25 protein-coding genes are annotated in these 24,761 nt (G+C 31.0%); 10 read left to right on the top strand and 15 right to left on the bottom strand.

Annotation, left to right across the window (positions count from 1 at the left end; all coding sequences use genetic code 11):
- Window positions 1-249: 249 nt before the first annotated feature.
- A complete protein-coding gene (gene carB, locus M3P09_RS05365) occupies window positions 250-3,102 on the bottom strand; it encodes a carbamoyl-phosphate synthase large subunit (RefSeq protein ID WP_099564239.1) in 2,853 nt (950 codons plus the stop codon).
- Window positions 3,103-3,216: 114 nt separating this feature from the next.
- Window positions 3,217-3,378: a 50S ribosomal protein L34 gene (gene rpmH / locus M3P09_RS05360; protein WP_027878648.1), complete on the bottom strand. Its 162-nt coding sequence runs from the start codon at window positions 3,376-3,378 to the stop codon at window positions 3,217-3,219.
- A gap of 299 nt (window positions 3,379-3,677) precedes the next feature.
- On the opposite strand from rpmH, the gene M3P09_RS05355 reads away from it, so the two are divergent.
- Window positions 3,678-4,256 (top strand): DUF2892 domain-containing protein, encoded by a 579-nt coding sequence (locus M3P09_RS05355; protein ID WP_249972310.1) that lies wholly within the window; start codon window positions 3,678-3,680, stop codon window positions 4,254-4,256.
- A 16-nt stretch (window positions 4,257-4,272) separates the two neighbouring features.
- On the opposite strand, the gene M3P09_RS05350 is transcribed toward M3P09_RS05355, so the two are convergent.
- Together M3P09_RS05350 and M3P09_RS05345 are read right to left on the bottom strand one after the other, a co-directional pair.
- Window positions 4,273-5,202: a lytic transglycosylase domain-containing protein gene (locus tag M3P09_RS05350; protein WP_249972309.1), complete on the bottom strand. Its 930-nt coding sequence runs from the start codon at window positions 5,200-5,202 to the stop codon at window positions 4,273-4,275.
- 34 nt (window positions 5,203-5,236) lie between these two features.
- The gene (locus M3P09_RS05345) at window positions 5,237-5,902 is read right to left on the bottom strand and encodes an alpha/beta hydrolase (protein WP_249972308.1); all 666 of its coding nucleotides are present in this window, start codon (window positions 5,900-5,902) and stop codon (window positions 5,237-5,239) included.
- Between the two features lie 116 nt (window positions 5,903-6,018).
- Here M3P09_RS05345 and M3P09_RS05340 point away from each other — a divergent pair, with 116 nt between their 5' ends.
- Window positions 6,019-6,315, top strand: coding sequence for an N-acetyltransferase (locus tag M3P09_RS05340; protein ID WP_099564243.1), 297 nt, complete (start codon window positions 6,019-6,021; stop codon window positions 6,313-6,315).
- 87 nt (window positions 6,316-6,402) lie between these two features.
- On the opposite strand, the gene M3P09_RS05335 is transcribed toward M3P09_RS05340, so the two are convergent.
- Both M3P09_RS05335 and mtaB read right to left on the bottom strand, forming a co-directional pair.
- The gene (locus M3P09_RS05335) at window positions 6,403-6,783 is read right to left on the bottom strand and encodes a hypothetical protein (RefSeq protein ID WP_249972307.1); all 381 of its coding nucleotides are present in this window, start codon (window positions 6,781-6,783) and stop codon (window positions 6,403-6,405) included.
- 104 nt (window positions 6,784-6,887) lie between these two features.
- Window positions 6,888-8,216, bottom strand: coding sequence for a tRNA (N(6)-L-threonylcarbamoyladenosine(37)-C(2))-methylthiotransferase MtaB (gene mtaB, locus M3P09_RS05330; protein ID WP_249972306.1), 1,329 nt, complete (start codon window positions 8,214-8,216; stop codon window positions 6,888-6,890).
- Between the two features lie 103 nt (window positions 8,217-8,319).
- Here mtaB and M3P09_RS05325 point away from each other — a divergent pair, with 103 nt between their 5' ends.
- Window positions 8,320-9,939, top strand: coding sequence for an ABC transporter substrate-binding protein (locus M3P09_RS05325; RefSeq protein WP_249972305.1), 1,620 nt, complete (start codon window positions 8,320-8,322; stop codon window positions 9,937-9,939).
- On the opposite strand, the gene M3P09_RS05320 is transcribed toward M3P09_RS05325, so the two are convergent.
- From M3P09_RS05320 to M3P09_RS05305, 4 genes are all read right to left on the bottom strand, one after another.
- Window positions 9,936-10,265, bottom strand: a complete 330-nt coding sequence (locus M3P09_RS05320) for a hypothetical protein (protein WP_249972304.1) — start codon at window positions 10,263-10,265, stop codon at window positions 9,936-9,938. The two genes, M3P09_RS05325 and M3P09_RS05320, sit on opposite strands and share 4 nt — an antisense overlap.
- A 9-nt stretch (window positions 10,266-10,274) precedes the next feature.
- Window positions 10,275-11,186 carry a TolB family protein gene (locus M3P09_RS05315; protein ID WP_249972303.1) on the bottom strand — a complete coding sequence of 304 codons (912 nt, stop codon included), beginning with the start codon at window positions 11,184-11,186 and terminating at the stop codon, window positions 10,275-10,277.
- Between the two features lie 87 nt (window positions 11,187-11,273).
- Entirely contained in the window at window positions 11,274-12,452 is a 1,179-nt protein-coding gene (locus M3P09_RS05310; protein ID WP_249972302.1) for a GlmU family protein, read from the bottom strand.
- A 169-nt stretch (window positions 12,453-12,621) separates the two neighbouring features.
- Complete coding sequence (locus tag M3P09_RS05305; protein WP_099564250.1) at window positions 12,622-12,873, bottom strand: type B 50S ribosomal protein L31; 252 nt, start codon at window positions 12,871-12,873, stop codon at window positions 12,622-12,624.
- 157 nt (window positions 12,874-13,030) lie between these two features.
- On the opposite strand from M3P09_RS05305, the gene M3P09_RS05300 reads away from it, so the two are divergent.
- From M3P09_RS05300 to M3P09_RS05270, 7 genes are all read left to right on the top strand, one after another.
- Window positions 13,031-13,546, top strand: a complete 516-nt coding sequence (locus M3P09_RS05300; protein WP_249972301.1) for a DUF4199 domain-containing protein — start codon at window positions 13,031-13,033, stop codon at window positions 13,544-13,546.
- A gap of 54 nt (window positions 13,547-13,600) precedes the next feature.
- Window positions 13,601-14,551, top strand: a complete 951-nt coding sequence (locus M3P09_RS05295) for a glycosyltransferase family 2 protein (protein ID WP_249972300.1) — start codon at window positions 13,601-13,603, stop codon at window positions 14,549-14,551.
- A 111-nt stretch (window positions 14,552-14,662) separates the two neighbouring features.
- Entirely contained in the window at window positions 14,663-16,393 is a 1,731-nt protein-coding gene (locus tag M3P09_RS05290; protein WP_249972299.1) for a phospho-sugar mutase, read from the top strand.
- A complete protein-coding gene (locus M3P09_RS05285; protein ID WP_249972298.1) occupies window positions 16,393-18,258 on the top strand; it encodes an ABC transporter ATP-binding protein in 1,866 nt (621 codons plus the stop codon). Before M3P09_RS05290 ends, M3P09_RS05285 begins: the two co-directional genes overlap by 1 nt.
- A gap of 296 nt (window positions 18,259-18,554) precedes the next feature.
- The gene (locus M3P09_RS05280; RefSeq protein ID WP_099564254.1) at window positions 18,555-19,097 is read left to right on the top strand and encodes an RNA polymerase sigma factor; all 543 of its coding nucleotides are present in this window, start codon (window positions 18,555-18,557) and stop codon (window positions 19,095-19,097) included.
- A 32-nt stretch (window positions 19,098-19,129) separates the two neighbouring features.
- Window positions 19,130-19,639 carry a hypothetical protein gene (locus tag M3P09_RS05275; RefSeq protein ID WP_249972297.1) on the top strand — a complete coding sequence of 170 codons (510 nt, stop codon included), beginning with the start codon at window positions 19,130-19,132 and terminating at the stop codon, window positions 19,637-19,639.
- Between the two features lie 80 nt (window positions 19,640-19,719).
- A complete protein-coding gene (locus tag M3P09_RS05270) occupies window positions 19,720-20,175 on the top strand; it encodes a Spy/CpxP family protein refolding chaperone (protein WP_099564256.1) in 456 nt (151 codons plus the stop codon).
- 40 nt (window positions 20,176-20,215) lie between these two features.
- On the opposite strand, the gene M3P09_RS05265 is transcribed toward M3P09_RS05270, so the two are convergent.
- The 5 genes from M3P09_RS05265 to M3P09_RS05245 all read right to left on the bottom strand — a co-directional run bounded on the left by M3P09_RS05265 (window position 20,216) and on the right by M3P09_RS05245 (window position 24,692).
- Entirely contained in the window at window positions 20,216-21,268 is a 1,053-nt protein-coding gene (locus tag M3P09_RS05265) for a WD40/YVTN/BNR-like repeat-containing protein (RefSeq protein WP_249972296.1), read from the bottom strand.
- A 110-nt stretch (window positions 21,269-21,378) separates the two neighbouring features.
- Window positions 21,379-22,008, bottom strand: a complete 630-nt coding sequence (locus M3P09_RS05260; protein ID WP_249972295.1) for an SCO family protein — start codon at window positions 22,006-22,008, stop codon at window positions 21,379-21,381.
- 22 nt (window positions 22,009-22,030) lie between these two features.
- Window positions 22,031-22,600, bottom strand: a complete 570-nt coding sequence (locus M3P09_RS05255; protein WP_249972294.1) for a toxin-antitoxin system YwqK family antitoxin — start codon at window positions 22,598-22,600, stop codon at window positions 22,031-22,033.
- Window positions 22,601-23,362 carry a YHYH protein gene (locus tag M3P09_RS05250; protein ID WP_249972293.1) on the bottom strand — a complete coding sequence of 254 codons (762 nt, stop codon included), beginning with the start codon at window positions 23,360-23,362 and terminating at the stop codon, window positions 22,601-22,603. It lies immediately after the preceding gene.
- A gap of 13 nt (window positions 23,363-23,375) precedes the next feature.
- A complete protein-coding gene (locus M3P09_RS05245) occupies window positions 23,376-24,692 on the bottom strand; it encodes a sulfatase-like hydrolase/transferase (RefSeq protein ID WP_249972292.1) in 1,317 nt (438 codons plus the stop codon).
- Between the last annotated feature and the right edge of the window lie 69 nt (window positions 24,693-24,761).

Raw genomic sequence — 24,761 nt, 5'->3', positions numbered from 1 at the left:
TTTAAAGTTAATAAAAAGACCTCCTTAAAGTTACTACTTAAAAACGATACCTAGATAAGCTAAAACCTTACTTTTAGTAAGGTTTTCTGTTAATTTCATAAAAATTTGTATGATATAAGTAATAAACCTATAAAATTGATAATCAAATAAAGGTATTGGGTATTAAAAGAAAGGTATTCTATTATTATTTGCCAATAAAAAAAGCCACTTAAAAGCGGCTTTTAATTTAAAACTTTAAAATGAATATTTTTATTTACTCAAATACATTTTTCGTCTAGAGTATAAATCGTAAAATTGATCGTCTTTCAAACTATCAATAAATAATATACTTTCACCAGTACTTTTCATTTCTGGTCCAAGTTTCTTATTCACATTAGGGAATTTATTAAACGAAAATACAGGCTGCTTAATGGCGTAACCATCTAATTTTGGTTTAAAATCAAAATCTTTAATCTTCTTTTCACCTAACATAACTTTAGTAGCATAGTTAACATAAGGCTCGCCATAAGCTTTTGCAATAAATGGTACCGTACGAGAAGCTCTTGGGTTTGCTTCAATAATGTAAACTGTATCATCTTTAATAGCGAATTGAATATTTATTAATCCCACGGTATTTAAAGCTAAGGCAATTTTTTTAGTGTGATCTTTAATTTGCTGCATTACAAACTCACCTAAATTAAATGGAGGCAAGGTTGAATTACTATCTCCCGAATGAATACCACAAGGTTCAATATGTTCCATGATTCCGATGATGTAAACATTTTCGCCATCGCAAATAGCATCAGCTTCAGCTTCAATAGCTCCATCTAAATAATGATCTAATAATAACTGATTCCCAGGCATACGTCTTAATAAATCAACAACATGCTTTTCTAGTTCTTCTTTATTAATAACAATTTTCATGCCTTGCCCTCCTAAAACATAAGATGGCCTTACAAGAATTGGGAAGTCTAAAACATCTGCAATAGCTGCCGCTTCGTCAGCTGTAGTTGCAATATCAAATTCTGGATATGGGATATTATTTTCTTTTAATAATTTAGAAAAATGTCCTCTGTCTTCAGCTAAATCTAAAGATTCAAAACTTGTTCCTATTATTTTAATACCGTATTTCGTTAATTTTTCAGCAAGTTTTAAGGCGGTTTGCCCACCTAACTGTACAATGACGCCTTCTGGTTTTTCATGCTTAATAATATCATATATATGCTCCCAAAAAACAGGCTCGAAATATAATTTATCAGCAGTATCAAAATCAGTTGAAACTGTTTCAGGGTTACAGTTAATCATAATAGTTTCGTACCCACATTCAGCTGCTGCTAAAACGCCATGTACACAACAATAATCAAACTCAATTCCTTGCCCTATTCTATTAGGTCCAGATCCTAAAACGATAATTTTTTTCTTATCTGTAACTACACTTTCATTATCAGCATATCGGTTTCCATCAGCAGTTTCCATATCACTTTCAAAAGTAGAATAGTAATATGGTGTTTTAGCCTTAAATTCTGCGGCGCAAGTATCAACTAGTTTATAAACTCGATTTACACCAAGCACTTCACGTTTGTTATAAACTTGACTTTCTAAACAACCCAACATATGTGCTATTTGCCTATCTCCATAACCTTTTTGTTTGGCTTCAAGAAGTAAATCCTTCTCTATAGTATCAATTGTAAATGTTGAAATTTCATTGTTAAGAAAATGTAGCTCTTCATATTGCTTTAAAAACCACATATTTATTTTTGTGATTTCATGAATTCTGCTTAATGGAATTCCCATTCTGATAGCATCATAAATTATGAAGACTCTATCCCAAGAAGCATGAGTTAGTTTTTCAATAATCTGATCATAATTCTTATTCTCTTTTCCGTCTGCTCCTAAACCGTTTCGCTTAATTTCAAGGGACTGTGTCGCTTTGTGTAATGCTTCTTGAAACGATCTTCCAATACCCATAACCTCACCTACAGCTTTCATTTGCAGGCCTAAAGTTCTGTCTGAACCTTCAAATTTATCAAAATTCCAACGAGGAATCTTTACAATTACATAATCTAATGTAGGTTCAAATAAAGCTGATGTAGACTTTGTAATTTGATTTTCTAACTCATCTAAAGAATAACCAATGGCTAACTTTGTTGCTACTTTTGCAATTGGGTACCCTGTTGCTTTACTTGCTAATGCTGAGGAACGAGAAACACGTGGGTTAATTTCAATAGCTATAATGTCTTCTTTTTCATCAGGAGAAACAGCAAATTGCACGTTACAACCTCCTTCAAAATCTCCAATAGAACGCATCATATGTATTGACATATCACGCATTTTTTGATAGGTTTTATCAGATAATGTCATAGCTGGAGCTACAGTAATAGAATCTCCCGTATGGATGCCCATTGGGTCCATGTTTTCTATAGAACAAATAATTACAACATTATCGTTTTTATCTCTAAGTAACTCAAGCTCATATTCCTTCCATCCCATCATTGCTTTATCTATCATCACTTCATGGATTGGAGATGCTTCTAAACCTCTACTCAATAACTCATCAAAATCTTCTGGTTTGTAAACTATTGATGCTCCTGCCCCTCCTAATGTGTAAGAAGAACGAATTACTAATGGAAAACCAAACTCTTGTGCAATTTCCTTTCCTTTTAAAAAAGATGTTGCCGTAGCTTGAGGTGCCATTGGCACACCAATTTTGCCCATCAATTCTCTAAATTGCTCTCTATCTTCGGTAACATTAATTGCATTAATATCAACACCAATCATTTTTACATCAAAATCTTTCCAAATCCCCTTGTCATCAGCTTCAATACATAAGTTCAAAGCTGTTTGACCTCCCATTGTTGGTAAAACCGCATCAATTTGTGGGTGTTCTTTTAAAATTTGAATAATAGATTTTGTTGTTAACGGCAACAAGTAGACATGATCTGCCATAGAAGGATCTGTCATAATTGTTGCTGGATTTGAGTTGATTAAGACTGTTTCAATTCCATCTTCTTTTAAAGAACGCAAAGACTGTGATCCAGAATAGTCAAATTCACAAGCTTGACCAATAACAATTGGTCCTGACCCTATAATTAAAATAGATTTTAGTTTTTCGTTTTTCGGCATTTTTATTTTAGTTATATGTTGGATTTTAATTCGTTACAAAAATAGTAATCAACAGATATAAAAAAAGGCATTACCGTTAAGTAACACCTTTTTATTATCAACAATTGTTAATCATTATTTCTTATGTCTAGTTTCAGATGACACAGATAATTTTTTTCTTCCTTTAGCTCTTCTACGCGCTAATACTTTTCTACCGTTAGCAGAAGCCATTCTTTCTCTGAAACCATGTTTGTTTCTTCTCTTTCTTTTAGAAGGCTGAAATGTTCTTTTACTCATTATCTTGAATCTTTAAATCTGAATTGTAATTTTTATAAACTCTAGGCTTTCTTCAAAACCGAGGGCAAATATACAAAGCCTTTATTACTTTGACAAACCTTATTTTAAAAAAAATTTTTATTTGTTTTTTAAAATACAGAAAACGTTCTATGCCTTTATTTATTTAGGGTAATCGTCATTTTTTGTTAAAAAAGTATACTCAATTTTTAATAAAAATTTAGTTTCTTTGCACTCACAAAACAATAGAAAAAGATTGTTTTCAATAAAAAAGCATCTAACTTTATTATAAATTAAGCATTATGTATAACAAAATTATAAAATTAATAATTGCTGCTAGCATTATAGCCTATGCCGTTTACCAATTTACTGAAGGTTATATTGGTAATGGTATTATGTTTATTCTATTGTCATTAATTTTTGTTTTTTTATATTTTAAAAACGAATTTATTTTATTGGCTTTTTTAAGATTGCGTAAACAAGATTTTGATGGTGCTAAAAAATGGTTGAATAAAATTAAAAATCCAGAATCTGCTTTAGTAAAAAAGCAACAAGGTTATTATAATTACTTGCATGGCATTATGGTATCGCAAAGTAATATGAATGATGCCGAAAAATATTTCAAAAAGGCTATTTCATTGGGTTTATCTATGGACCATGATTTAGCAATGGCTAAATTAAATTTAGCTGGAATTGCGTTTTCTAAACGTAGAAAACAAGAAGCTCAGAAGTTACTAACAGAAGCTACAAAGTTAGATAAGCAGGGCATGCTGACTGATCAAATAAAAATGATGAAGCAGAATATGAAACGTGCCGCTGGACCAAACCAACACTTCGGAGCTGGTGGATCTTTAAGAGCTCAAAAAAGAAGAGGTAAATAAAAATAACACCTAGCTTTTAAGGATTGCTGTTATAATAACCTTCTTTAGGAATATCAATAGTATATAGTTTTCGCGATTTATTATTAAGGTGTGGTTCACGCAACCATGGATTGTGCAGCTTTAATATTTTGTAATTAATTCCAAAATTCTGCGCAAACTTAGCAAAACTAGTAACAGCAGTATCAACCTCAACTTTATAAGTTGGTATATTTTTATATAAATCTTTTTCTCTAAAATTAAACCCATATTTATTTGGGTTCGATAAAATTTCTTTTAAAGCAACAATTCTAAACAAATATCTCCCAGTTTCTTCGCCTAATAACAAGTCATAATAATTACTTACTTTTTGTGCTTTTAGTCGTCTAGAAATTCCTGCATTTCCTCCATTATAAGCTGCTGCAGCTAGTGTCCATGAACCCAGTTTCTCTTTAGATTTTTTCAAATACTTACATGCTACTTCAGTTGCTTTTTCTAGATTATAACGTTCATCTACATTGGCATTAACTTCTAAGCCGTTTTCTCTACCTGTAGATTTCATTATTTGCCAAACACCTCTAGCGCCAGCTGGAGATACTGCATTTGTTAAGCCACTTTCAATTACAGCTAAATATTTAAAATCGTCTGGAATATTGTGCTTTGCCAAAATAGGTTCAATAACTGGAAAATACTTTTTAGCACGCTTAAACATTAATAATCCGTTTGACTGCCAATAAGTATTAACCAACAATTCTCTATCCATACGCTCTAAAATATCTGGATTTTTAAGAGGCATCAATTCTCCTGCAAAGTTTAAATCATTAGGTACTTGGAGTGCATAAACATTGTAATCGTTTATCAATTTTGTTTCAAAATTTTCATCGGTAGGAGCATCTTGTAGGGCATAAATAAATAATCCGCATAAACTTAATAATCCCACAAACGCTAATGCTTTTTGTATAATCTTCATTTTTAATAAGTTTTTTTAAAGGTAAAAAAAATGATTAGTTTTCTAAAATAATACGTGGCAAATTTTCATTAAACCACTTGTATTTGTTAATAATCATAATATGTGTTCCATTTTCTATTGTAATACAGTTCACAATGTTTTTAATAGGGAATACGGCATCGTTACCTCCATGAATATGTATTATTTCTGGGTTATAATCTGTTTGATTCCAACATACCATATTCTCAATAGCCCAGCTTAAATATTTACTATCATTTACCGATAAATATTTTCTGTATAACTCTAATCGTTTATTTACATTACTACCAAAGGCATATTTGGCAAAAATATCAATATTACTAGCAAGCTGTGTTGGAACTAACTTATAAGCCTTGGTAACCTTAGTAATTAGCATCCGCTTTGGTAATTCGTGCATCGACTTTACACTCGACACAATAATGAGTTTTCTAGCCTTAACATGCTTATTAATTTCTTGAACCAGCACACCCCCAAATGACACTCCTAGTAACACAATGTTGTCATGTTTAATATCCTTAGATAGTCGCAAAGCATATTCGCTTATAGTTTCTTTATCAATAGGTATAATCCACTCTAAATAATGAATTTCAAACTGGTTTTCTGATAGCTTAATATGTTCGAAAATTTTAGGGCTTGCTGCCATTCCTGGCATTAAATACACATGTATTATCTCTTGACACATAAGCTTTTAACCTTTAATTTTATTGACGGTTATATTTTTTTTCGTACTTTTGCACAAAGTTATACAAATAGCGCTCGCTATTTTAGAGATTCCTAAGAAATTAAATAAAATTCATTATGGTTGAAAGTGCAGAATTAATTGACAATGATTTTTTACGTCAGTTTGAAATTAAAATAGATAACCATTTAGCAAAAATTGAATATTCCTTACAAGAACGAAAGATTTTTTTAACAAAACTTATTATTCCTGAAGGGATAAAAGATGAAAACTTTAAAAAAGAATTTTTAGCTATTGTTTTTGAACAAATAGAAGGTAGAAATTTAAGTGTGGTTCCAACAAGTCCAGAAATTGCTAAGTTTGTTAGAGGCAATCGAAAGTATAAACGTATGCTTCCTGTTGGTGTAAGAATATAAAAAAGAACATAATACGTTAGAAAAATAAAAATCCGAAGTTAATAACTTCGGATTTTTTTATTTTCAAAAGATAGCTTTTATCTTTTATTAATAGTATTGAGAATAATCATCTGATACTTTGTTAAAGGACGAATTTTCTGCTGTACTTAAAACAAGCTGTCCTTCAGGGTTTATTCTATAAGTTTCTTGAGAAATATCGTTTGTCACAATTGTCACTACATTATCAGCTAGCTCCCATTTAAAAGGAGAAGCACTTGAAGCTATTTCTCCAGTTGAAGACTCTATTACATGAATTTTCAAACCTGTATTATCAGAACCAAAAACTAATTTATATCCAGTATTGTCAATAAAATCATTTCTTTCCCAAACACCAACTAAATTGTTGTTTTGGTCAATATCATCTTTGGAACAAGATGTTGTTGCAGAAATTATTATCAGAATTGTAAAAAAATTGAATAAGCTTTTCATGTTTGGGGCACATTTATACTCAAATATATTGCAGTATGCCAGACCGTTAATAAAAAACCGTCTTAAACCTAAAAAAAACGTCAAACAACAAAGTATAATATTATTTAGTTAGTAGTTAAAGTATTAGCAAACTCTAATCGTACTAAACCATCGTCATCAATTTTAGTTAATTCAACATCATGCAATGTGTTAACTAATTCTGGATTCCAAGGTGTTTTTACTTTTACATAATTTTCAGTAAACCCATTAATATAACCACCTCTATTTTCGCTTTCAAATAGCACTTTTCTACTACTTCCTATCTGGCTTTCGTAAAAAGCACGGCGCTTTTTAACCGATAAACCTCTTAACATTTTACTACGCTTACTTCTTACATTAGTTGGCACTACCCCATCCATATCTACTGCCTCAGTATTATCACGTTCAGAGTAAGTAAATACGTGTAAATAAGAAACATCTAACTCTGCTATAAAATTATATGTTTCTAAAAAATGTTCTTCAGTTTCTCCTGGAAAACCAACGATTACATCAACACCTATACAAGCATGAGGCATAACTTCTTTTATTTTAGAAACCCTATCAACATACAACTCACGCATATATCGTCGTTTCATTTTTTTTAGAATATTATTGCTTCCTGACTGCAATGGAATATGAAAATGTGGTACAAAAGCTCTAGATTTTGAAACCAAATCAATGGTTTCATTTTTTAATAAATTAGGTTCAATTGAAGATATTCTTAAACGCTCAATTCCTTCAACTTTATCTAATTCGGTAACTAAATCTAAAAAGGTGTGCTCGTGTTTTTTATTGCCAAATTCCCCTTTTCCGTAATCGCCAATATTAACTCCTGTTAAAACAATTTCCTTTATATTTTGCTTCGATATTTCCTTAGCATTTTTAAGCACATTGTCCATGGTATCACTACGCGAAATACCTCGCGCTAAAGGAATAGTACAATAAGTGCATTTATAATCGCATCCATCTTGCACTTTTAAAAAAGCTCGAGTTCTATCTCCTATTGAATAACTTCCAACATAAAAATCGGCATCTTCAATTTCGCAAGAATGTACTTCACCGAAATCGTTTTTAGAAAGATCATTAATATAATCTGTAATTTTAAATTTTTCTGTAGCACCAAGCACCAAATCGACACCATTAACATCAGCCAACTCTTGTGGTTTAAGCTGTGCATAGCAACCAACTGCAGCAACAAAAGCATTAGGGTTTGCCTTTTGTGCTTGTTTTACAATAGTTTTAAACCGTTTGTCTGCATTTTCGGTAACCGAACAGGTATTAATAACATATATATCTGCTTTTTCAGAAAAGTCTACACGATCAAAACCTTCTTCATTAAAGTCTCTTGCTATAGTTGACGTTTCAGAAAAATTAAGTTTGCAACCTAAAGTATAAAATGCTACTTTTTTTTTCATTTAGTTTTGTATTCCTGGGCTTGTTTCAGAATTTTTTAAAATTTATCTTTACATTTTGTCATTATAGTGACAAAAGCGTGCAAATTTACAACTAATAAGTTATATGATAAAACCTATTTTAAAACAAATAATTATCTATCTATCAATTAGTTGTATTCTTATTTCATTTTTTTCCTGCGGGAACAATTCAAACATCAACAAAGACCATCTTGTATTTCGTTATAACGAATATGCTAGTATCAATACTTTAGACCCTGCATTCTCAAGAACTTTACAAGATAATTCAGTTTGTAATCAATTGTTTAATGGTTTAGTACAATTGGATAAGGATTTAAATATTTTACCATCAATAGCTAAAAACTGGACTATTTCAGAGGATGGTTTAAAATATTCGTTTTCATTACGCGAAGATGTCTATTTTCACAAGCATAAATTATTTGGAAAAGACTCGACACGAACCGTAATTGCTAAAGATTTTGAATATAGCCTTAACCGTTTAAGAGACAAAAAAATTGCAGCTCCCGGAAGTTGGGTTTTAAATAAAGTTGATGACTTTGAAGCCATCAACGATACACTCTTTGAAATTACATTAAAGCAACCATTTCCTGCTTTTATTGGTTTATTAACCATGAAATACTGCTCGGTTGTTCCCAAAGAAATAGTTAACCATTATGGTGCTGAATTCCGGTCACATCCTATAGGCACAGGTCCTTTTAAATTTAAGCGTTGGGAAGAAAACATTAAACTTGTTTTTAGAAAAAATAGACGCTATTTCGAAAAAGATGAAACTGGTAAATCACTACCTTATTTAGAAGCCGTAACAGTTACTTTTTTACCCGACAAACAAAGTGAATTTTTGCAATTTGCACAAGGCAACATAGATTATGTATCTGGTTTAGATGCGTCATATAAAGATGAATTATTAACGGCTGACGGAAGGTTACGCGATAAATATTCTGAGACTGTTAATATGATTAGAGGCCCTTTTTTAAACACAGAATATTTAGGGTTCTATTTAGATTCAGAAACCCCAGAAATACAATCAGAATTAATAAGAAAAGCGGTAAACTATGGCTTTGATAGAAAAAAAATGATGATTTATTTACGAAACGGTATTGGAAACCCTGCTAATGGCGGATTCATTCCTATTGGTCTTCCTGGTTATAATAAATCTATTGGTTTTTCATATCAACCAGAAAAGGCGAAGCAATTAGTTAAGCAATTTAAAAAAGAAAGTGGTATAACGAATCCTGAGATTAACTTAGTAACAACTAGTAATTATCTGAGCTTTTGTGAATTTATACAACGTGAGCTAGAAAAAACAGGGTTGAAAATTAATGTAGATGTGATGCCCGAAGCTACTTTAAGATCAGCAAGATCAAACGGCAAAGTAGATATGTTTAGAAGCTCTTGGATTGCTGACTATTTGGATGCTGAAAACTATTTATCCATTTTTTATAGTAAAAATTTCGCGCCAAATGGCTCTAACTATTTTCATTATAAAAGTACCGTATTTGATAGTTTATATAATAAAGCTTTTACCGTTACAAATATTGAAGAACGAAAACTTTTATATACAACTATGGATTCTTTAGCTATGGAAAAAGCACTTATGGTTCCTTTATTTTATGATGAAGTAGTGCGCTTTACAAGAAAAAACGTAAAAGGCTTAGGTATTAATCCTATTAATTTATTAGACTTGAGAAGTGTTAAGAAAGATTAATTCGATTCATTTTTGCCAATATCGCTAATTTCATTTTTCGCAACGACTTCTGCTTTTTTCCATTTTCTGTATAAAACCCCATAAACCAATACCTTAAATAGTAGTCCAAAAAGTAATGATATTATTATCAAATTAGAAGTACTATTCCAATTAAAACCTATATCAAACAAATTATCAGTAATACCAATTACAATACCTCCTGAGAAAGCTCCAATGTAATAGACAACAATTCCTAAAATACCATAAATCCATCTATTCTTATAATAGTCTTGAGTTAATTCATAATAATATTTACCTATAAAACAGATGATTATAATGTTTAACATGAATTGGTATTAATTCTTTACAAAACAATAGACGTCATCATCACCTTTTCCTTTTATTCTTTTAGATGAAAAATAGCCTCTTTTGTTTCCCTCATCAATAATAAAAGAAAAATCATCCTTATTACTATTAATAGGTTTTGGCATTTTTTGGGCTTTTAAAAAACCTCCTTCTCCATTAATCTCGCTTTTATAAATGTCAAATCCGCCATAACCGTTTGGTCGATTTGAAGCAAAATACAAAGTGTTATCAGCAGCTATAAATGGAAACATTTCTCTACTATATGAGTTTACTTTGTTACCCAAATTTTTGGGCTCACTATAATTATCATTTTCTAAAATTTCAACTTTAAAAATATCCGACCCGCCTTTAGTCGTCTCTTTTCCTCCACGAATATTAGCAATAAAATAGAGTGTCTTGCCATCATTACTTAAACATGGATGAGCGTATGAGAATTTTGGTTTGCAAAATGGTAATACCTTAAAATTTGTCCACCCTAAGCCAGCTTTATATTCACCAACTTTAATATGGAAATTAGTTGCCTTAAAATTGCCATTGGGCTTATCTTTATTATTATAGTTTGTGGTTAAATAAAGTTGCTTTCCATTTGGAGATATGCTGGCACTTGTAATATGAGAAATTCCATATTTAGGGTCGATCGAAATAGGTTTGACATTAATTATTTCTCCATTATTTGACAATTCTCCTTTAAAAATAGTCAACACTGGGCTTCCAGCACTCTTTTTCACTTTACCCTTTTTAGTTAGAAGATATGATGTAAAAATAATTTTGTTATTATCAGTGTACATTAAACCAAAATGTGGATACTCAGTATTTATATTCAAATTGGTTATGTGGTAATCTTCATTTTGAGGAAAACCAACAATTCCAAAAAGAAACAATATGCCACAGAGAAACTTCAATAGAAAAAAGAAAAGGTTTAAAAACAAATATAATACTTTGAATTTAAACCTATTGAGAGTTAGTCACTACTTCAATTTAATCCTAAATTAATATCTTCTATATTTTTTTGTTTCTTCAAACACATGCTCAAATATCGCTTTATCTTGTTCTGTAAACTCTAAGCCTCTTCTGTCCATAACCATTTTTGCAACTTCAAATGCCTTCTTAGTTAAATAGGTAGTAAACCCTGCATTTCCGCCCCAACTAAAGCTTGGTATAAAGTTTCTAGGAAAACCACTGCCAAAAATATTAGCACTTACACCTACAACAGTTCCTGTATTAAACATGGTATTTATACCACATTTACTATGATCTCCCATCATTAGACCGCAAAATTGCAATCCGGTTTTAGCAAAACCTTCGGTTTGATAATCCCACATACGCACTTCTGCATAATTGTTTTTTAGGTTAGAATTATTAGTATCTGCTCCTAAATTACACCACTCGCCTATGACAGCATTTCCTAAATAGCCTTCGTGCCCTTTATTAGAGTTTTTAAAAATTACTGAGTTTTTAACTTCTCCACCAACTTTACTATGAGGTCCAATTGTTGTAGGTCCATATATCTTGGCTCCCAGTTTTATACCAGCATTATCGCAAAGTGCTAGTGGCCCACGAATAAGCGCGCCTTCCATAATTTCAGCATTTTTACCAATATAAATTGGTCCGTTGCTTGCGTTAAGTGTTGCATACTCTAAAGAAGCACCTTCTTCAATAAAAATATTTTCAGCAGCAATTATATTATTACTTGGTGGAATGGGTTGAGACTCTCTATCCTTTGTTATTAAATTAAAATCTTCTTGAATAGCTTCTCCATTTTTAGAAAATATATCCCATGTATGCTCTATCTTTATAACATCACCATTAAACTCTACTGCTTCATATGTATCGAGATCTACTTCATCTTGCGAAGCTTTAGTGTAAAAAGCAATAACATCTTCTCCTTTAAAAACAGCTTGATTTTCTTTTAGAGCTTTGACAGCATTAACTAAAGTTTCATTTGGTAAATATGATGCATTAATCATTATATTTAAATCCATTTCTACCATAGGATATTTATCTGATAAGTAATCCTCTGTAACAGTAGTTATGGTTGAACCTAAATACGTTTGCCATTTTTCTCGAATAGTTAAAATCCCTACTCTTATATCGGCAACAGGTCTTGTATACGTAAACGGTAATAAATTATTACGTGACGGACCATCAAAAAGAATGTAGTTATTCATCTTCATTTAAATTATAAACGCCAAATATAAACATTAGCACATGTACTTTTAGTACGTTTTACCTAGTAAAATAGTAGGTTGTCGTTGTGTTCGAGAACACCAAAAAATAGATCACAAAAAAAGCCTTTCAGTAATTCTGAAAGGCTTTACAATATTTAGTATGCTAAACTTATTTTTTAAACTTAGCGTATTTAGTTTTAAACTTATCAATACGACCAGCTGTATCTACTAACTTAGATTTACCTGTGTAATATGGATGAGATGTTCTTGAAATCTCCATTTTTACAAGCGGATATTCAACACCATCAACTTCTAAAGTCTCATTAGTAACTGCAGTAGATTTTGTTAAAAACACATCATCGTTAGACATATCTTTAAATGCTACTAATCTATAATTTTCTGGATGTATACCTTTTCTCATCGCTAAACGCTTTTATTCTTTTTTATTTTCGAGCTGCAAATTTACGTATTTTTTATAAATGTACAATACTTTTTAATATTTTTTATTTCAACTAAAAATGTAACGTTTTATTATCTTTGAATACTAACCAATCAACTAACAAATTAAACAATATATTATGGAAACCAATAAACTATCTCCTGGTAAATTTGCGACTAATTACGGTTTAGTATTAGGTGTAATCTTAATAATTATAAGTGCTATTTTATACTTTACTGGAATGCAGCTTAAAGGCGTGCAATGGCCAATGTATATATATTATATTCTTTTTCCATTGATTGTAATATATGCTATTAGCCAATTTAAAAAAAATAATGGTAATCTATTAAGTCTTAGCGAAGCAATAAAAGTTGGGTTAATGACTGCTATAATTAGTGCTTTAATATTTGCTGTTTACAATATTATTTTTAACTATTTTATAGATCCTGAGTTTATTGATAAAATGATGGATGTTTCAAGAGAGAAATTATTAGAAAACCCTAACATGACTGAAGAAATGGTAGATAAGAGTCTTGAAATAGGTAAAAAGTTTGCTAACCCAATATTAGGAAGCACCATATGGATAGCTTTAAGTGCTATTTTTGGATTAATTTATTCTTTAATCGGTGGATTAGTAATGAAAAAAGAAGCATAGTATTCACTTAAATAATTTCAGTATTTTTGATGTATTAAATTTTGAAACATATAAATGAATATATCTGTAGTCATACCACTACTTAACGAACAAGAGTCTTTAACAGAATTAAATGATTGGATTGCAAAAGTTATGCAATCCAATCATTTTTCTTATGAAGTTATTTTTATTGACGATGGTAGTACTGATAAATCTTGGAAAATTATTAGTAGCTTGTCTGACCTCAACAAACAAGTAAAAGGAATCCGTTTCTTAAAAAACTTTGGCAAATCGCAAGCATTACATACTGGTTTTGAAAAAGCACAAGGCGATGTTGTAATTACTATGGATGCCGATTTACAAGACAACCCAGACGAAATCCCAGAGTTATACAGCATGATTATAAACGATGGATATGATTTAGTTTCTGGTTGGAAAAAGAAACGCTACGACTCTGTTTTAGCCAAAAATTTACCATCAAAATTATTTAATTGGGCTGCACGAAAAACATCAGGAGTAAAGCTTCATGATTTTAACTGCGGACTTAAAGCTTATAAATTAGATGTTGTAAAAAACATTGATGTTAATGGTGAAATGCATCGTTATATTCCTGTACTTTCTAAAAATGCAGGGTTTACAAAAATTGGAGAAAAAGTAGTGCAACACCAAGCTAGAAAATATGGCGAAACTAAGTTTGGTATGAATCGTTTTGTGCATGGGTTTTTAGATTTAATCACCATTTGGTTTTTATCTCGTTTTGGTAAACGCCCTATGCATTTATTTGGTGCATTAGGGTTTATTATGTTTGCTATTGGATTTAGTTTTGCTATATATTTAGGAATCGATAAATTATTTTTAAACCCAACTGGTAGGCTTATTACGCAACGTCCTCAGTTTTATATTGCTTTGTCAACAATGATAATAGGTACTCAATTTTTTGTTGCTGGCTTTTTAGGCGAAATTATTCTTCGTACTAAACAAAACAAAAAGCGTTATTTAGTTAAAGACGAATTAAATTTTCAATAACCTTCTAATCCCTAAAACGTTTTAGTTATAAAAATGTATTTCTAATTATAAAAACAACAAACAAACTACTGAAATGTTTATTTTTGTACCATGTAACTAATTAACACTCGCATGATTTATATTAAACCTGAAATTTTAGATAGAATTAATACATGGTTAACTCCTGCTTTTGATGCAGAAACTCAGCAAATCATAAAAGATAGCATTGCTAACAACCCAGAAGACATTCAAGAAAGTTTTTATAAAGACTTGGAATTTGGAACAGGTGGAATGCGAGGCATAATGGGAGTTGGGACCAACAGAATCAACAAATACACTTTAGGAAAAAACACTCAGGGGTTAAGCGATTATTTACACAAATCTTTTCCTAATGAAACACCAAAAACAGTAATTGCTTACGATTGCAGACATAATAGTAAATCACTAGCAAAAGTAGTTGCCGATGTATTTTCTGCAAACGGAATAGAAGTCTATTTATTTGAAGATTTAAGAGCAACACCAGAATTATCATTTGCACTAAAACATTTAAACTGTCACTGTGGTATTGTTTTAACTGCATCGCACAATCCACCAGAATACAATGGTTACAAAGTGTATTGGCAAGATGGTGGGCAGTTAGTGCCTCCACATGATAATGCAATTATTAATGTGATAGATAATTTAGATTATGCCGATATAAAATTTGAAGCCAATGATGATTTAATTCATTATATAGGAAAAGATGTTGATGATGTTTTCATTAATGCCTCTGTAAACAACGGGAGTTTTAATACTTCTGAAGTAGCAAAAGACGATTTGACTATTGTTTTCACATCACTTCATGGAACATCAATTACTGCAGTTCCAGAAACCTTAAAACGCGCTGGGTACAAAAATGTACATATTGTAAAAGAGCAAGAAATACCAGATGGTGATTTTCCAACAGTAGTTTCTCCAAACCCTGAAGAACCTGCTGCTTTAAAAATGGCTTTAGAGTTAGCAAATAAAGTAAATGCAGATATAGTTATTGGTACCGACCCTGATTGTGATAGATTAGGTATTGCTGTTCGTAATTCAGAAAACGAACTACAACTACTTAACGGTAATCAAACCATGTTAATGATGACAGAATTCCTTCTTAAACAATGGAAAAAAGAAGGTAAAATTACTGGTAAAGAATTTATAGCGTCTACAATAGTTTCAACACCAATGTTAAATAATCTTGCTAATTCTTATAATGTTGAAAGTAAAATTGTTCTTACAGGCTTTAAATGGATTGCGAAATTAATTCATGATTATAAAGACCTTAATTTTATTGGAGGTGGTGAAGAAAGTTTCGGGTATATGGTTGGTGATTTTGTACGCGATAAAGATGCTGTAACCTCTACCCTTTTAGCTTGCGAAATCGCAGCTCAAGCAAAAGCAAATGGCGGTTCGCTTTATAAAGAATTAATTGACTTATATGTTGAACATGGTTTTTATAAAGAACACTTAATTTCACTAACCAAAAAAGGTATAGAAGGTGCTCAAGAAATAAAACAAATGATGATTGATGCTCGTAAAAACCCATTAACTTTAGTAAATGGTTCTAAAGTGGTTAAAATTGAAGACTATCAATTATCAGTTTCAAAAAATATGTTAACTGGCGAAGAATCTGTAATAGATATTCCAAAATCAAATGTATTAATTTATTATACTGAAGACGGTAGTAAAGTTGCTTTGAGACCAAGTGGAACAGAGCCAAAAATAAAATTCTATATAAGCGTGAACACAACTTTAAATTCGGCATCAGAATTTAAAACCGTTGAAAATCAACTTGATGCAAAAATAGCAGCAATTGTTAAAGATATGCAACTTAGCTAATGAATCATTTTATTAATATTTTAAAATACGCTAAACCTTATAAAAGTTATGCAATAGGACACATTATTTCTAATGTGTTTTTTGCTTTATTTGGCACGCTATCATTCGTGGCGCTAAAACCAATGCTAGATGTTATTTTTAAGAAAGATAGTGTCGATCCATGCAGTGGAGAAGCAATTGCTCAGGTTGTTCCTGTTGAACCTGTTTATACAGGTCTTATGGAAATTGACAACTATACCAAAGACTTGCTAGCATATAATATGCACCAATTTACTGGCGGAGATGACTCAAAAGCACTAATTTTTGTTGTTGGATTAATTGTGGTAATGTTTTTATTAAAAAATATTTTCGGATACTTAGCCAATTATTTTTTGGTTTTTCTTAGAAACGGAGTTATTAGAGATATTAGAAATAAGGTTTATAAAAAGACTATAGAATTACCATTATCATATCTTTCAGAGCAACGAAAAGGTGATATTTTATCAAGAGTAACCAGTGATGTTTTAGATTTACAGTACTCATTCTTATCTGTTTTAGAGCTTATAGTTAGAGAACCTTTAACTATTATTTTTACTATTACAATAATGCTCTACATAAGCCCTCAGTTAACCTTGTTTATTTTCGTTTTTATTCCAATAATGGGTTTTATTATATCAAAAATTGGAAAAAGCTTAAAACGAAAATCAGATCGTGTACAAAAAGAACAAGGCGTGTTTTTATCAACATTAGAAGAAACACTTACAGGATTGCGTATCATTAAAGGTTTTAATGCTGAAGATAAGTTTAATGAAAGGTTTCAAGAATCAACAACTCGCTTTTATCATTTTTCAAATAAATTACTTAACCGTCAAAATTTAGCATCACCAAGTAGTGAATTTTTAGGTATTTGTATGATTGCTGTTATTCTATGGTATGGAGGAAACCTGGTCCTTGGAGGCGATACAACTTTAGAAGGTAGTACGTTTTTAGTATACATGGGTTTATCATATAATATACTAACACCTGCAAAAGCCATTTCAAGAGCGCTTTACAATATTAAAAGAGGTGGTGCTGCTGCAGAAAGAATTCAAGAAATCATTGATACTCCTAATCCTTTAAAGGATAAAGCAGATGCTATTGAAAAAACATCTTTTGATTCTGAAATAGAATTCAAAAACGTTTCATTCAAATATAAAGATGAATATGTACTAAAAGATTTTTCTTTAACCATTCCTAAAGGAAAGATGATAGCGTTTGTTGGTCAATCTGGTAGCGGAAAATCTACTATTGCTAATTTGATTACACGTTTTTATGATGTAAACAAAGGAGAAATCTTAATTGATGGCATAGATATACGAGAATTAACCACTTCGTCACTAAGGAATAAATTAGGTATAGTTACCCAAGATGCCATTCTATTTAACGATAGCATAAAAAATAATCTAAAACTTGGGAACGACAATATTAATGCAACTGAAGATGATGTTATTGAAGCCTTAAAAGTGGCAAATGCTTGGGAATTTGTTAAAGATTTAAAAGGAGGTATAGATTTTAATATTGGTGACTCTGGTGTCAATCTATCTGGTGGTCAAAAACAACGCTTAAGCATTGCCCGTGCTGTTCTTAAAAATCCGCCAATAATGATTTTAGATGAAGCAACTTCTGCATTGGATACCGAAAGTGAGAGAGTCGTACAAGCTGCTTTAGAAAATATGATGAAAAACAGAACATCAATTGCTATTGCACATAGGCTTTCTACCATTCAAAATGCTGATGAAATTGTGGTTTTAAAGAAAGGTGAAATCGTTGAGCAAGGACAGCACAAAGATCTTATTGCTAAAAATGGCACCTATAAAAAGTTAGTAGAAATGCAAAGTTTAGAATAGAAAACTATACATATAAACACAAAAAAAGGATAGAGATTTGGGCTTCTATCCTTTTTTTTATTCATTGCTAGACTTGGGGACGACTAACAACATAAGTAGGTTTCTGATACAAACATAAAGCAAAAAAACTGACTACACAAGAAAAATATGCATTTAATCGTTGTTAACATACACTTTATCGATAAAAAATAATTCAATCAATTGATTATCAGGTAATTGATTTTTTATAAAAATTTAAAAAAATTCGCATTAAACTTTTAGTATATTTAGTAGTCTAACAACCAAACTATTTTTCTTTGATTGACGAAGTGTTGCTTTTAGAACAATTAAAATCTGAAGCCCATAAAGAACAGGCATTTAAAACTTTGCTTACGCTTTATAGGGAACGCTTGTATTGGCACATTCGAAACATAGTAAAATCTCATGACGATACTGACGATGTACTGCAAAATACTTTTATAAAAATTTATAAAAATATTAATACCTTTAAAGGAGATAGTAAACTGTTTTCCTGGATGTATAGAATAGCAACAAACGAATCTATTACTTTCATCAATAAAAACGCAAAGCGATTACAGGTAACTAATGAAGAGGTGCAACAAATTGCAATAAATAATTTAACTACTGATGTTTATTTTGAGGGTGATGCTATTCAGTTAAAACTACAACAAGCTATAGCAACTTTACCACAAAAGCAACAATTGGTTTTTAATATGAAGTATTTTGAAAATATAAAGTATAAAGACATGTCAGATATTTTAGAAACCAGTGAAGGGGCTTTAAAGGCATCCTATCATATTGCAGTAAAAAAAATAGAAGACTATTTAACTAAAGATTAAACCTTTAAGTAATCATTTAGTCAAACAAACAGATGAAAAAAATTAATTTACATAACATAAAAACTTCAGGTCATAAAACCCCTGAGAAATACTTTGAATCTTTTGATGATAGGCTTTTTAGTAAATTAAGAGATGGTAACGAATTAGATACTATTAAATCTGCAGGTTTTAAAGTTCCAAACGATTATTTTGAAACTGTTAATGATAAAATTTTAAGTAAACTCGAAAATAAAAATGAAGCTAAAGTTATCCCTTTATTTTCTTTGAAAAAAGTTGCTTATGTATCAGCAATAGCTGCAAGTTTAGTACTAATGTTTAACGTTGTTTTTAACACTCCAGAGAAAGTCACATATGAATCGTTAGAAATAGCATCTATCGAGAATTATTTAGTAGAAGAAGACTTTACAAGTTACGAGTTTGCATCATTATTAACCGAAGATGAATTAAATTCGGAAGTATTTACAAATACAGATATCTCTGAAGAATCGTTAGAAGATTATTTGTTAGACAATGCAAACATTGAAGACTTACTAATAGAATAAAGTATGAAAACCCCAATATATATTCGGTTAACAAAAATCATTGTCTTCTGAGAAGTTATAAGACAAAAAAAATAGAATAGATGAAAAAAATTATAATAACATTCCTTTTCGCAAGTTTAACCTTAACTGCTTTCTCGCAAGGAAAAGAGAGAAAAGAACGCATTAAAGCACTTAAAGTAGCTCACATAACAGAAAAATTGGATTTAACTGAAAAAGAAGCACAACAGTTTTGGCCTATATACAATGCTTATGATGAAAAAATGGGAACTTTAAAGCATGAAAAGATTAGAAAAATTCGACAAGAAATTAAGAGAGGTTACGACACACTAACTGATGAAAAAGCACAAGAATTATTGAATAGATTAACAGAAGCTGAAAACAGTATCCATAATGAACGTGCTACATTAGCAAGTAAATTAAAAGCAATAATTTCTCCTAAAAAAATATTATTACTAAAAATTGCTGAGGAAGAGTTTAACAGGAAATTATTTGAACAAATTAGAAGAAGGCACCAAGGAGGCAAAAAAAGAGATTAGTTCTGAACTTGTTTCAGTTTGACTAAATACTTTAATATTTTTATTCTCTAAACGTTAGCTTAGAAATTCTTCCAGCTCCTGCAGCATAAGCAACACTATCATTTAAAAAGCGAATAGTATAAAAGCCTTCATCGCTTAAATGCTTCCAAGTAGTTCCTGAATCATTGCTATAATCAATACCCTTAAAACCAATTGCGATTAGCTCCTTTCCTTTTCTGTTTGGAATATATTGAACACAACTTCTGTAATTAGGGTTTTTGTTTTGAGCCACCAACTCCCAAGTTTTCCCGCCATCACTTGTTCTTATTTTATTCGCTGCATTATCATCTGGCTTAGTATAATCACCACCAATAGCAAACCCATTAAGCTCATCATAAAAATCAATTGAATAAATACCTTCAGTTTCTTTTTCTTTAACTATTGGAGTCTCAAATACATCCCAAGTTTTACCTTTATCTGGAGAATAATATACTCTTCCTGCTGTAGTAGCTACCCATGTTTTATCACCTACAATAGCTATATTAGTGTCACTTGCAGCAAAGGCTCCTTCGTTCTCTGTTCCTTTTGGCAAATCTTCACATAGTAATTTGTTCCATGTATTTCCTCCATCTCGAGTAATTATAACACTTAAACAACCATCGGTTGAATCTCCAATAGCAATACCTTCCTCATCGTTCCAAAAATCCATGGAATCGTAGAATGCTTTTGGGTGGTTTTCTTGGTAGACTAGTTTTATTGATTCAATATCAATCTTAAATAATTGAGCAGGAGAACCAATTCCCAAAGCGAAGCCTATTTGATTGTTTGGAATAGCTAAAGAACGAAAATTAGGTATTAAAGAGTCATTTTTGACTTTACTTCTTACCTCAATTTGTTCTCCAGAACTATAAAACGAGTTACCTCCAATATCTCCATTAGATGCTGTAAAACTTAATACTCCCTTTTCATCTATTTCAACAGCCCTCACATTCAACAAAGAATCTTCTAAAAGATGATTAAATTCAATTGAAGATATATCCCTTGACACAAACTTATCCTCCTGCTTGCAAGAAAAAAACACTATAACTAATAATACAAAAGCAATTTGTTTCATAAAATTCAAATTTCTATAAAAATAGAAAAGCTTCGCAAACAAATGCAAAGCTTTTTAATAAACTTATTATTATTTTTTTCTAAAAAACCTAAAAGGAATTATTAATAGTATTATACTTCCTCCTTTAGTATTTCAATATGTCTTCTTAGACGTTTTACATCTAAAGCAATTGTACCATTATAAACACCGCGGATATATCCTTGCTTATCAACCAAAATAAAATTTTCGGTGTGTATAAACTCATCTTCATCTTTAGTTTTAGCAAAATCTTCATCAGCAAAATAGCCATAACGCGCTATATTATAAAGAGCATCTTTATCACCTGTAACTAAATTCCATTTTTCAGGATTAACACTATTCTCTAAGCTATATGCTTTTAGTTTTTCAACATTATCTACCCAAGGCATTACCGAGTGTGATAATAACATAATATCATCATCATTCTTATAAGCTTCTTGAAGGCTTCCCATATTTTTTGTGAGTTTTGGGCAAATCCCTGGACAGGTAGTAAAAAAGAAATCTGCTACATATATTTTATCTTTATAAGTATTATTTGTAATGTTTTCTCCGTTTTGATTTGTAAAAGAAAACTGAGGGATTTTATGTGATCCTTTTTTCCATTCTGGAGTAAAATCGGCACTATTAAAGTATGGTAAAACTTCAGCTTTAAAAGTTTCCTCTTTACTCTCTTTACAACCAAAAAAAGCAATCGCTAATACAATTAAAATATAATGTTTCATACGTTTATATTTAAAATAAAGATCATTTAATTTCATCACTACCTACGGTTACTTGATAACATTTTTTTAGCCCTATTAAACCAAAACGTTCGCTATTAACCACTTCATAGTTTGCTTTTATTTTTCCATCCTCGTACCACAATTTCTGGCTACCTTTTTCTTTACCATTTTCATAATTAAACGCTTTAAAAAGTTGCCCGGTTTCATACCATTCTTTCACACTTCCATTATACTCACCTTTTTCATTAAAGTGATATTCAAATTTTAAATTTCCATTATTCCACCAAGCCCTGTGAATTCCTGTCTTTTTACCTTTTAAATAATTACGTTCAATAACTAAATCAGAATCAATATTCCAATGTTTTTCAAAACCATGCTTTTTTCCGCTTATATATTCTATATCAGATTTCAATAGCTTATTTTGATAATGTGTTATTAAATCTCCAGAAAAAGGAATATTATTATAGTAAACTACTCCGTTATTGAGTTTGATATTTGGGTTTGATGCATCGATAATGACATTGTCATGTACAGAATTACACGAAATACAAATGCAAACTAAAAAGGCGATATGTTTTAAACTATTTTTCAACTAGTTTGATATATTTCCTGGAGTTCCAAAATATCCATTTCCGTTTATATATGGATCATCTGCTGTGACATGGTAATGGTAAATACCTTCGGGAAAGTCGGCAGTAGCTGTTGTATGTCCATGATAATCATCTAAATCTGAAGAGGTAAGCGTAACACCATTCTCAACAGGTCCGTAAACGGGGAATCCGTCTGACAATAACCCCATAAAAGCATCTTCTCCAAATTCTTGAGTTAAATATGTAGGTTCTACATGATAATGATACTGTGTCATAGCTGGATGGCCTAACCATTGATCAAAAGAATTAATTTCTCCTGCTAAAGGCGAATTTCCTGCTGCATATTGGTTAAAAAAAACAACGCCATTTCTAGCTATCCCAATGGGTCCTAAACTAGTGGCTTGCTTGTTTGTAGCCTCTGCTGGATGCAATGTAATGGTAAACTCAATATTTTGTGCACCAATTGAACCTGGATTTTGATTCCAATTTGTATTTGTTCCATTGTAAGCTTCATATAAAGGGTTACTTGTTGGCCAATAAGGGCTTGTATGGTTTGGCAAATCTTGTGTATTAAATGTTACAGTGTTTCCGCTTATTGAATATGACAAATTTGTACCTTCAAACTTTGAAAGTATCGATGTTATATCATAATCTGTATTTACCACTTCTTCTTCTACTGTTACAGAATCATCACTGTTTGAACAAGCTACTAGTATCAAAACTAATAACGTAATCAAACTTAAAGGGTGTTTTAATGCTTTCATGTCAAATTAAAATTTATAGGTTTTTTATTCTTGAAACTTCGGTTTCCAAATTTTCTTTGGCCTGAGACTCCTCTGTACTTAAGGGAAGTTGAGAAGCGTTTAATAAGTTAACGTTCTCTAAAGGAGTATTAACTAAATTATATAAAGCTTCTGAATTATCTGAAAACTTGATATACTTATATATGTTATCTCTTATTGCATAATCTGAAGTGCCATTATTGTGGCCAACCTCAGCATATATATAATCTCTTATATTTTCATTGGAAGCAGATAACATAGGTTTAAAACTTTTACTATCATTCATTTCGGTAGTATTTGTACCTGCTATATCTGCAATAGTTGAAAATAAATCTGTAGTATTTATTAAAGCATCTTCTGTCGCTCCTACCCTTTCTACATTTTTTCCAGAAATTATCATAGGTACATTTACACCTCCTTGATAAATACTTCCTTTAGCTCGCATACTTGGATAAGACTGTACAACTTGATTAGGTGTTCCATTATCTCCAATAAAAATAATTATGGTATTATTTCGCTCTTCCTCGCTTAGTGAGTTTAACAATCTTCCCATTTCTGTATCCATTGCCTCTAGCATAGCCATATAATAAGGCGTTGGATTTGCACTTATACTAGCCTCGTCTGTAGGTAAATTGCCTTGCGAATGCAAATTATTTGGAGGTAGATGAAAAGGCGTGTGTGGCGCATTATAAGCCAACCATAAAAACCAAGGTTCAGTTTGATTATCTATCCAATCAATCGCTAAATCTGTAAATTTTGTTGTTGTATATTCATTAGAATTAGACGTTTGCCCATTTTGAGTCAAGTTCCAATCAGAATAGGATTTTACACCTCCGCTTAAAACACCAGCATAATATCCTACACCCATATCGTTTGCATGATTAACGCTCTTTGATAAATGCCATTTTCCAATAACTGCATGATTATATCCAGAATTATTATTATCTAAATATTTCTGAATAGATGTCTCAGTAGTAGATAATTCGTCATCAACTTTAATAACTTGAGTTCTAAAACCATATTTACCAGTTAAAATACTAGCCCTTGTTGGTGTACATACCGAATAAGACCAAGTGTTAGTAAATCTTATCCCTTCACTAATCATGGACTCTAAATTTGGCATATTTGGTTTTATACTTCCAACATCATAACCTGGTGTAGCGTCTAGCCCCATATCATCAGCAATAACAAGCAGAATATTAGGTTTTGAACTATTAGAAACTTCATCATCAGTTGGACTAGAAATGACTTCAGTTTTGCTACATGAAAAAAGTGTAAATGCAAAAAATAGAATATAATAAGTTAGTTTCATTTTTGGGTGAATTTTATATTTAGACCACAGACCAACGAAAAAGTTTAATCCTTAAGTAATATTTTAAAA

It is taken from the genome of Jejuia spongiicola (assembly GCF_023502325.1).
In the GTDB taxonomy this organism is placed as follows: domain Bacteria; phylum Bacteroidota; class Bacteroidia; order Flavobacteriales; family Flavobacteriaceae; genus Wocania_A; species Wocania_A spongiicola.
The sequence above is the reverse complement of the archived record's forward strand: the minus strand, read 5'-3'. Positions and strand labels throughout refer to the sequence as shown.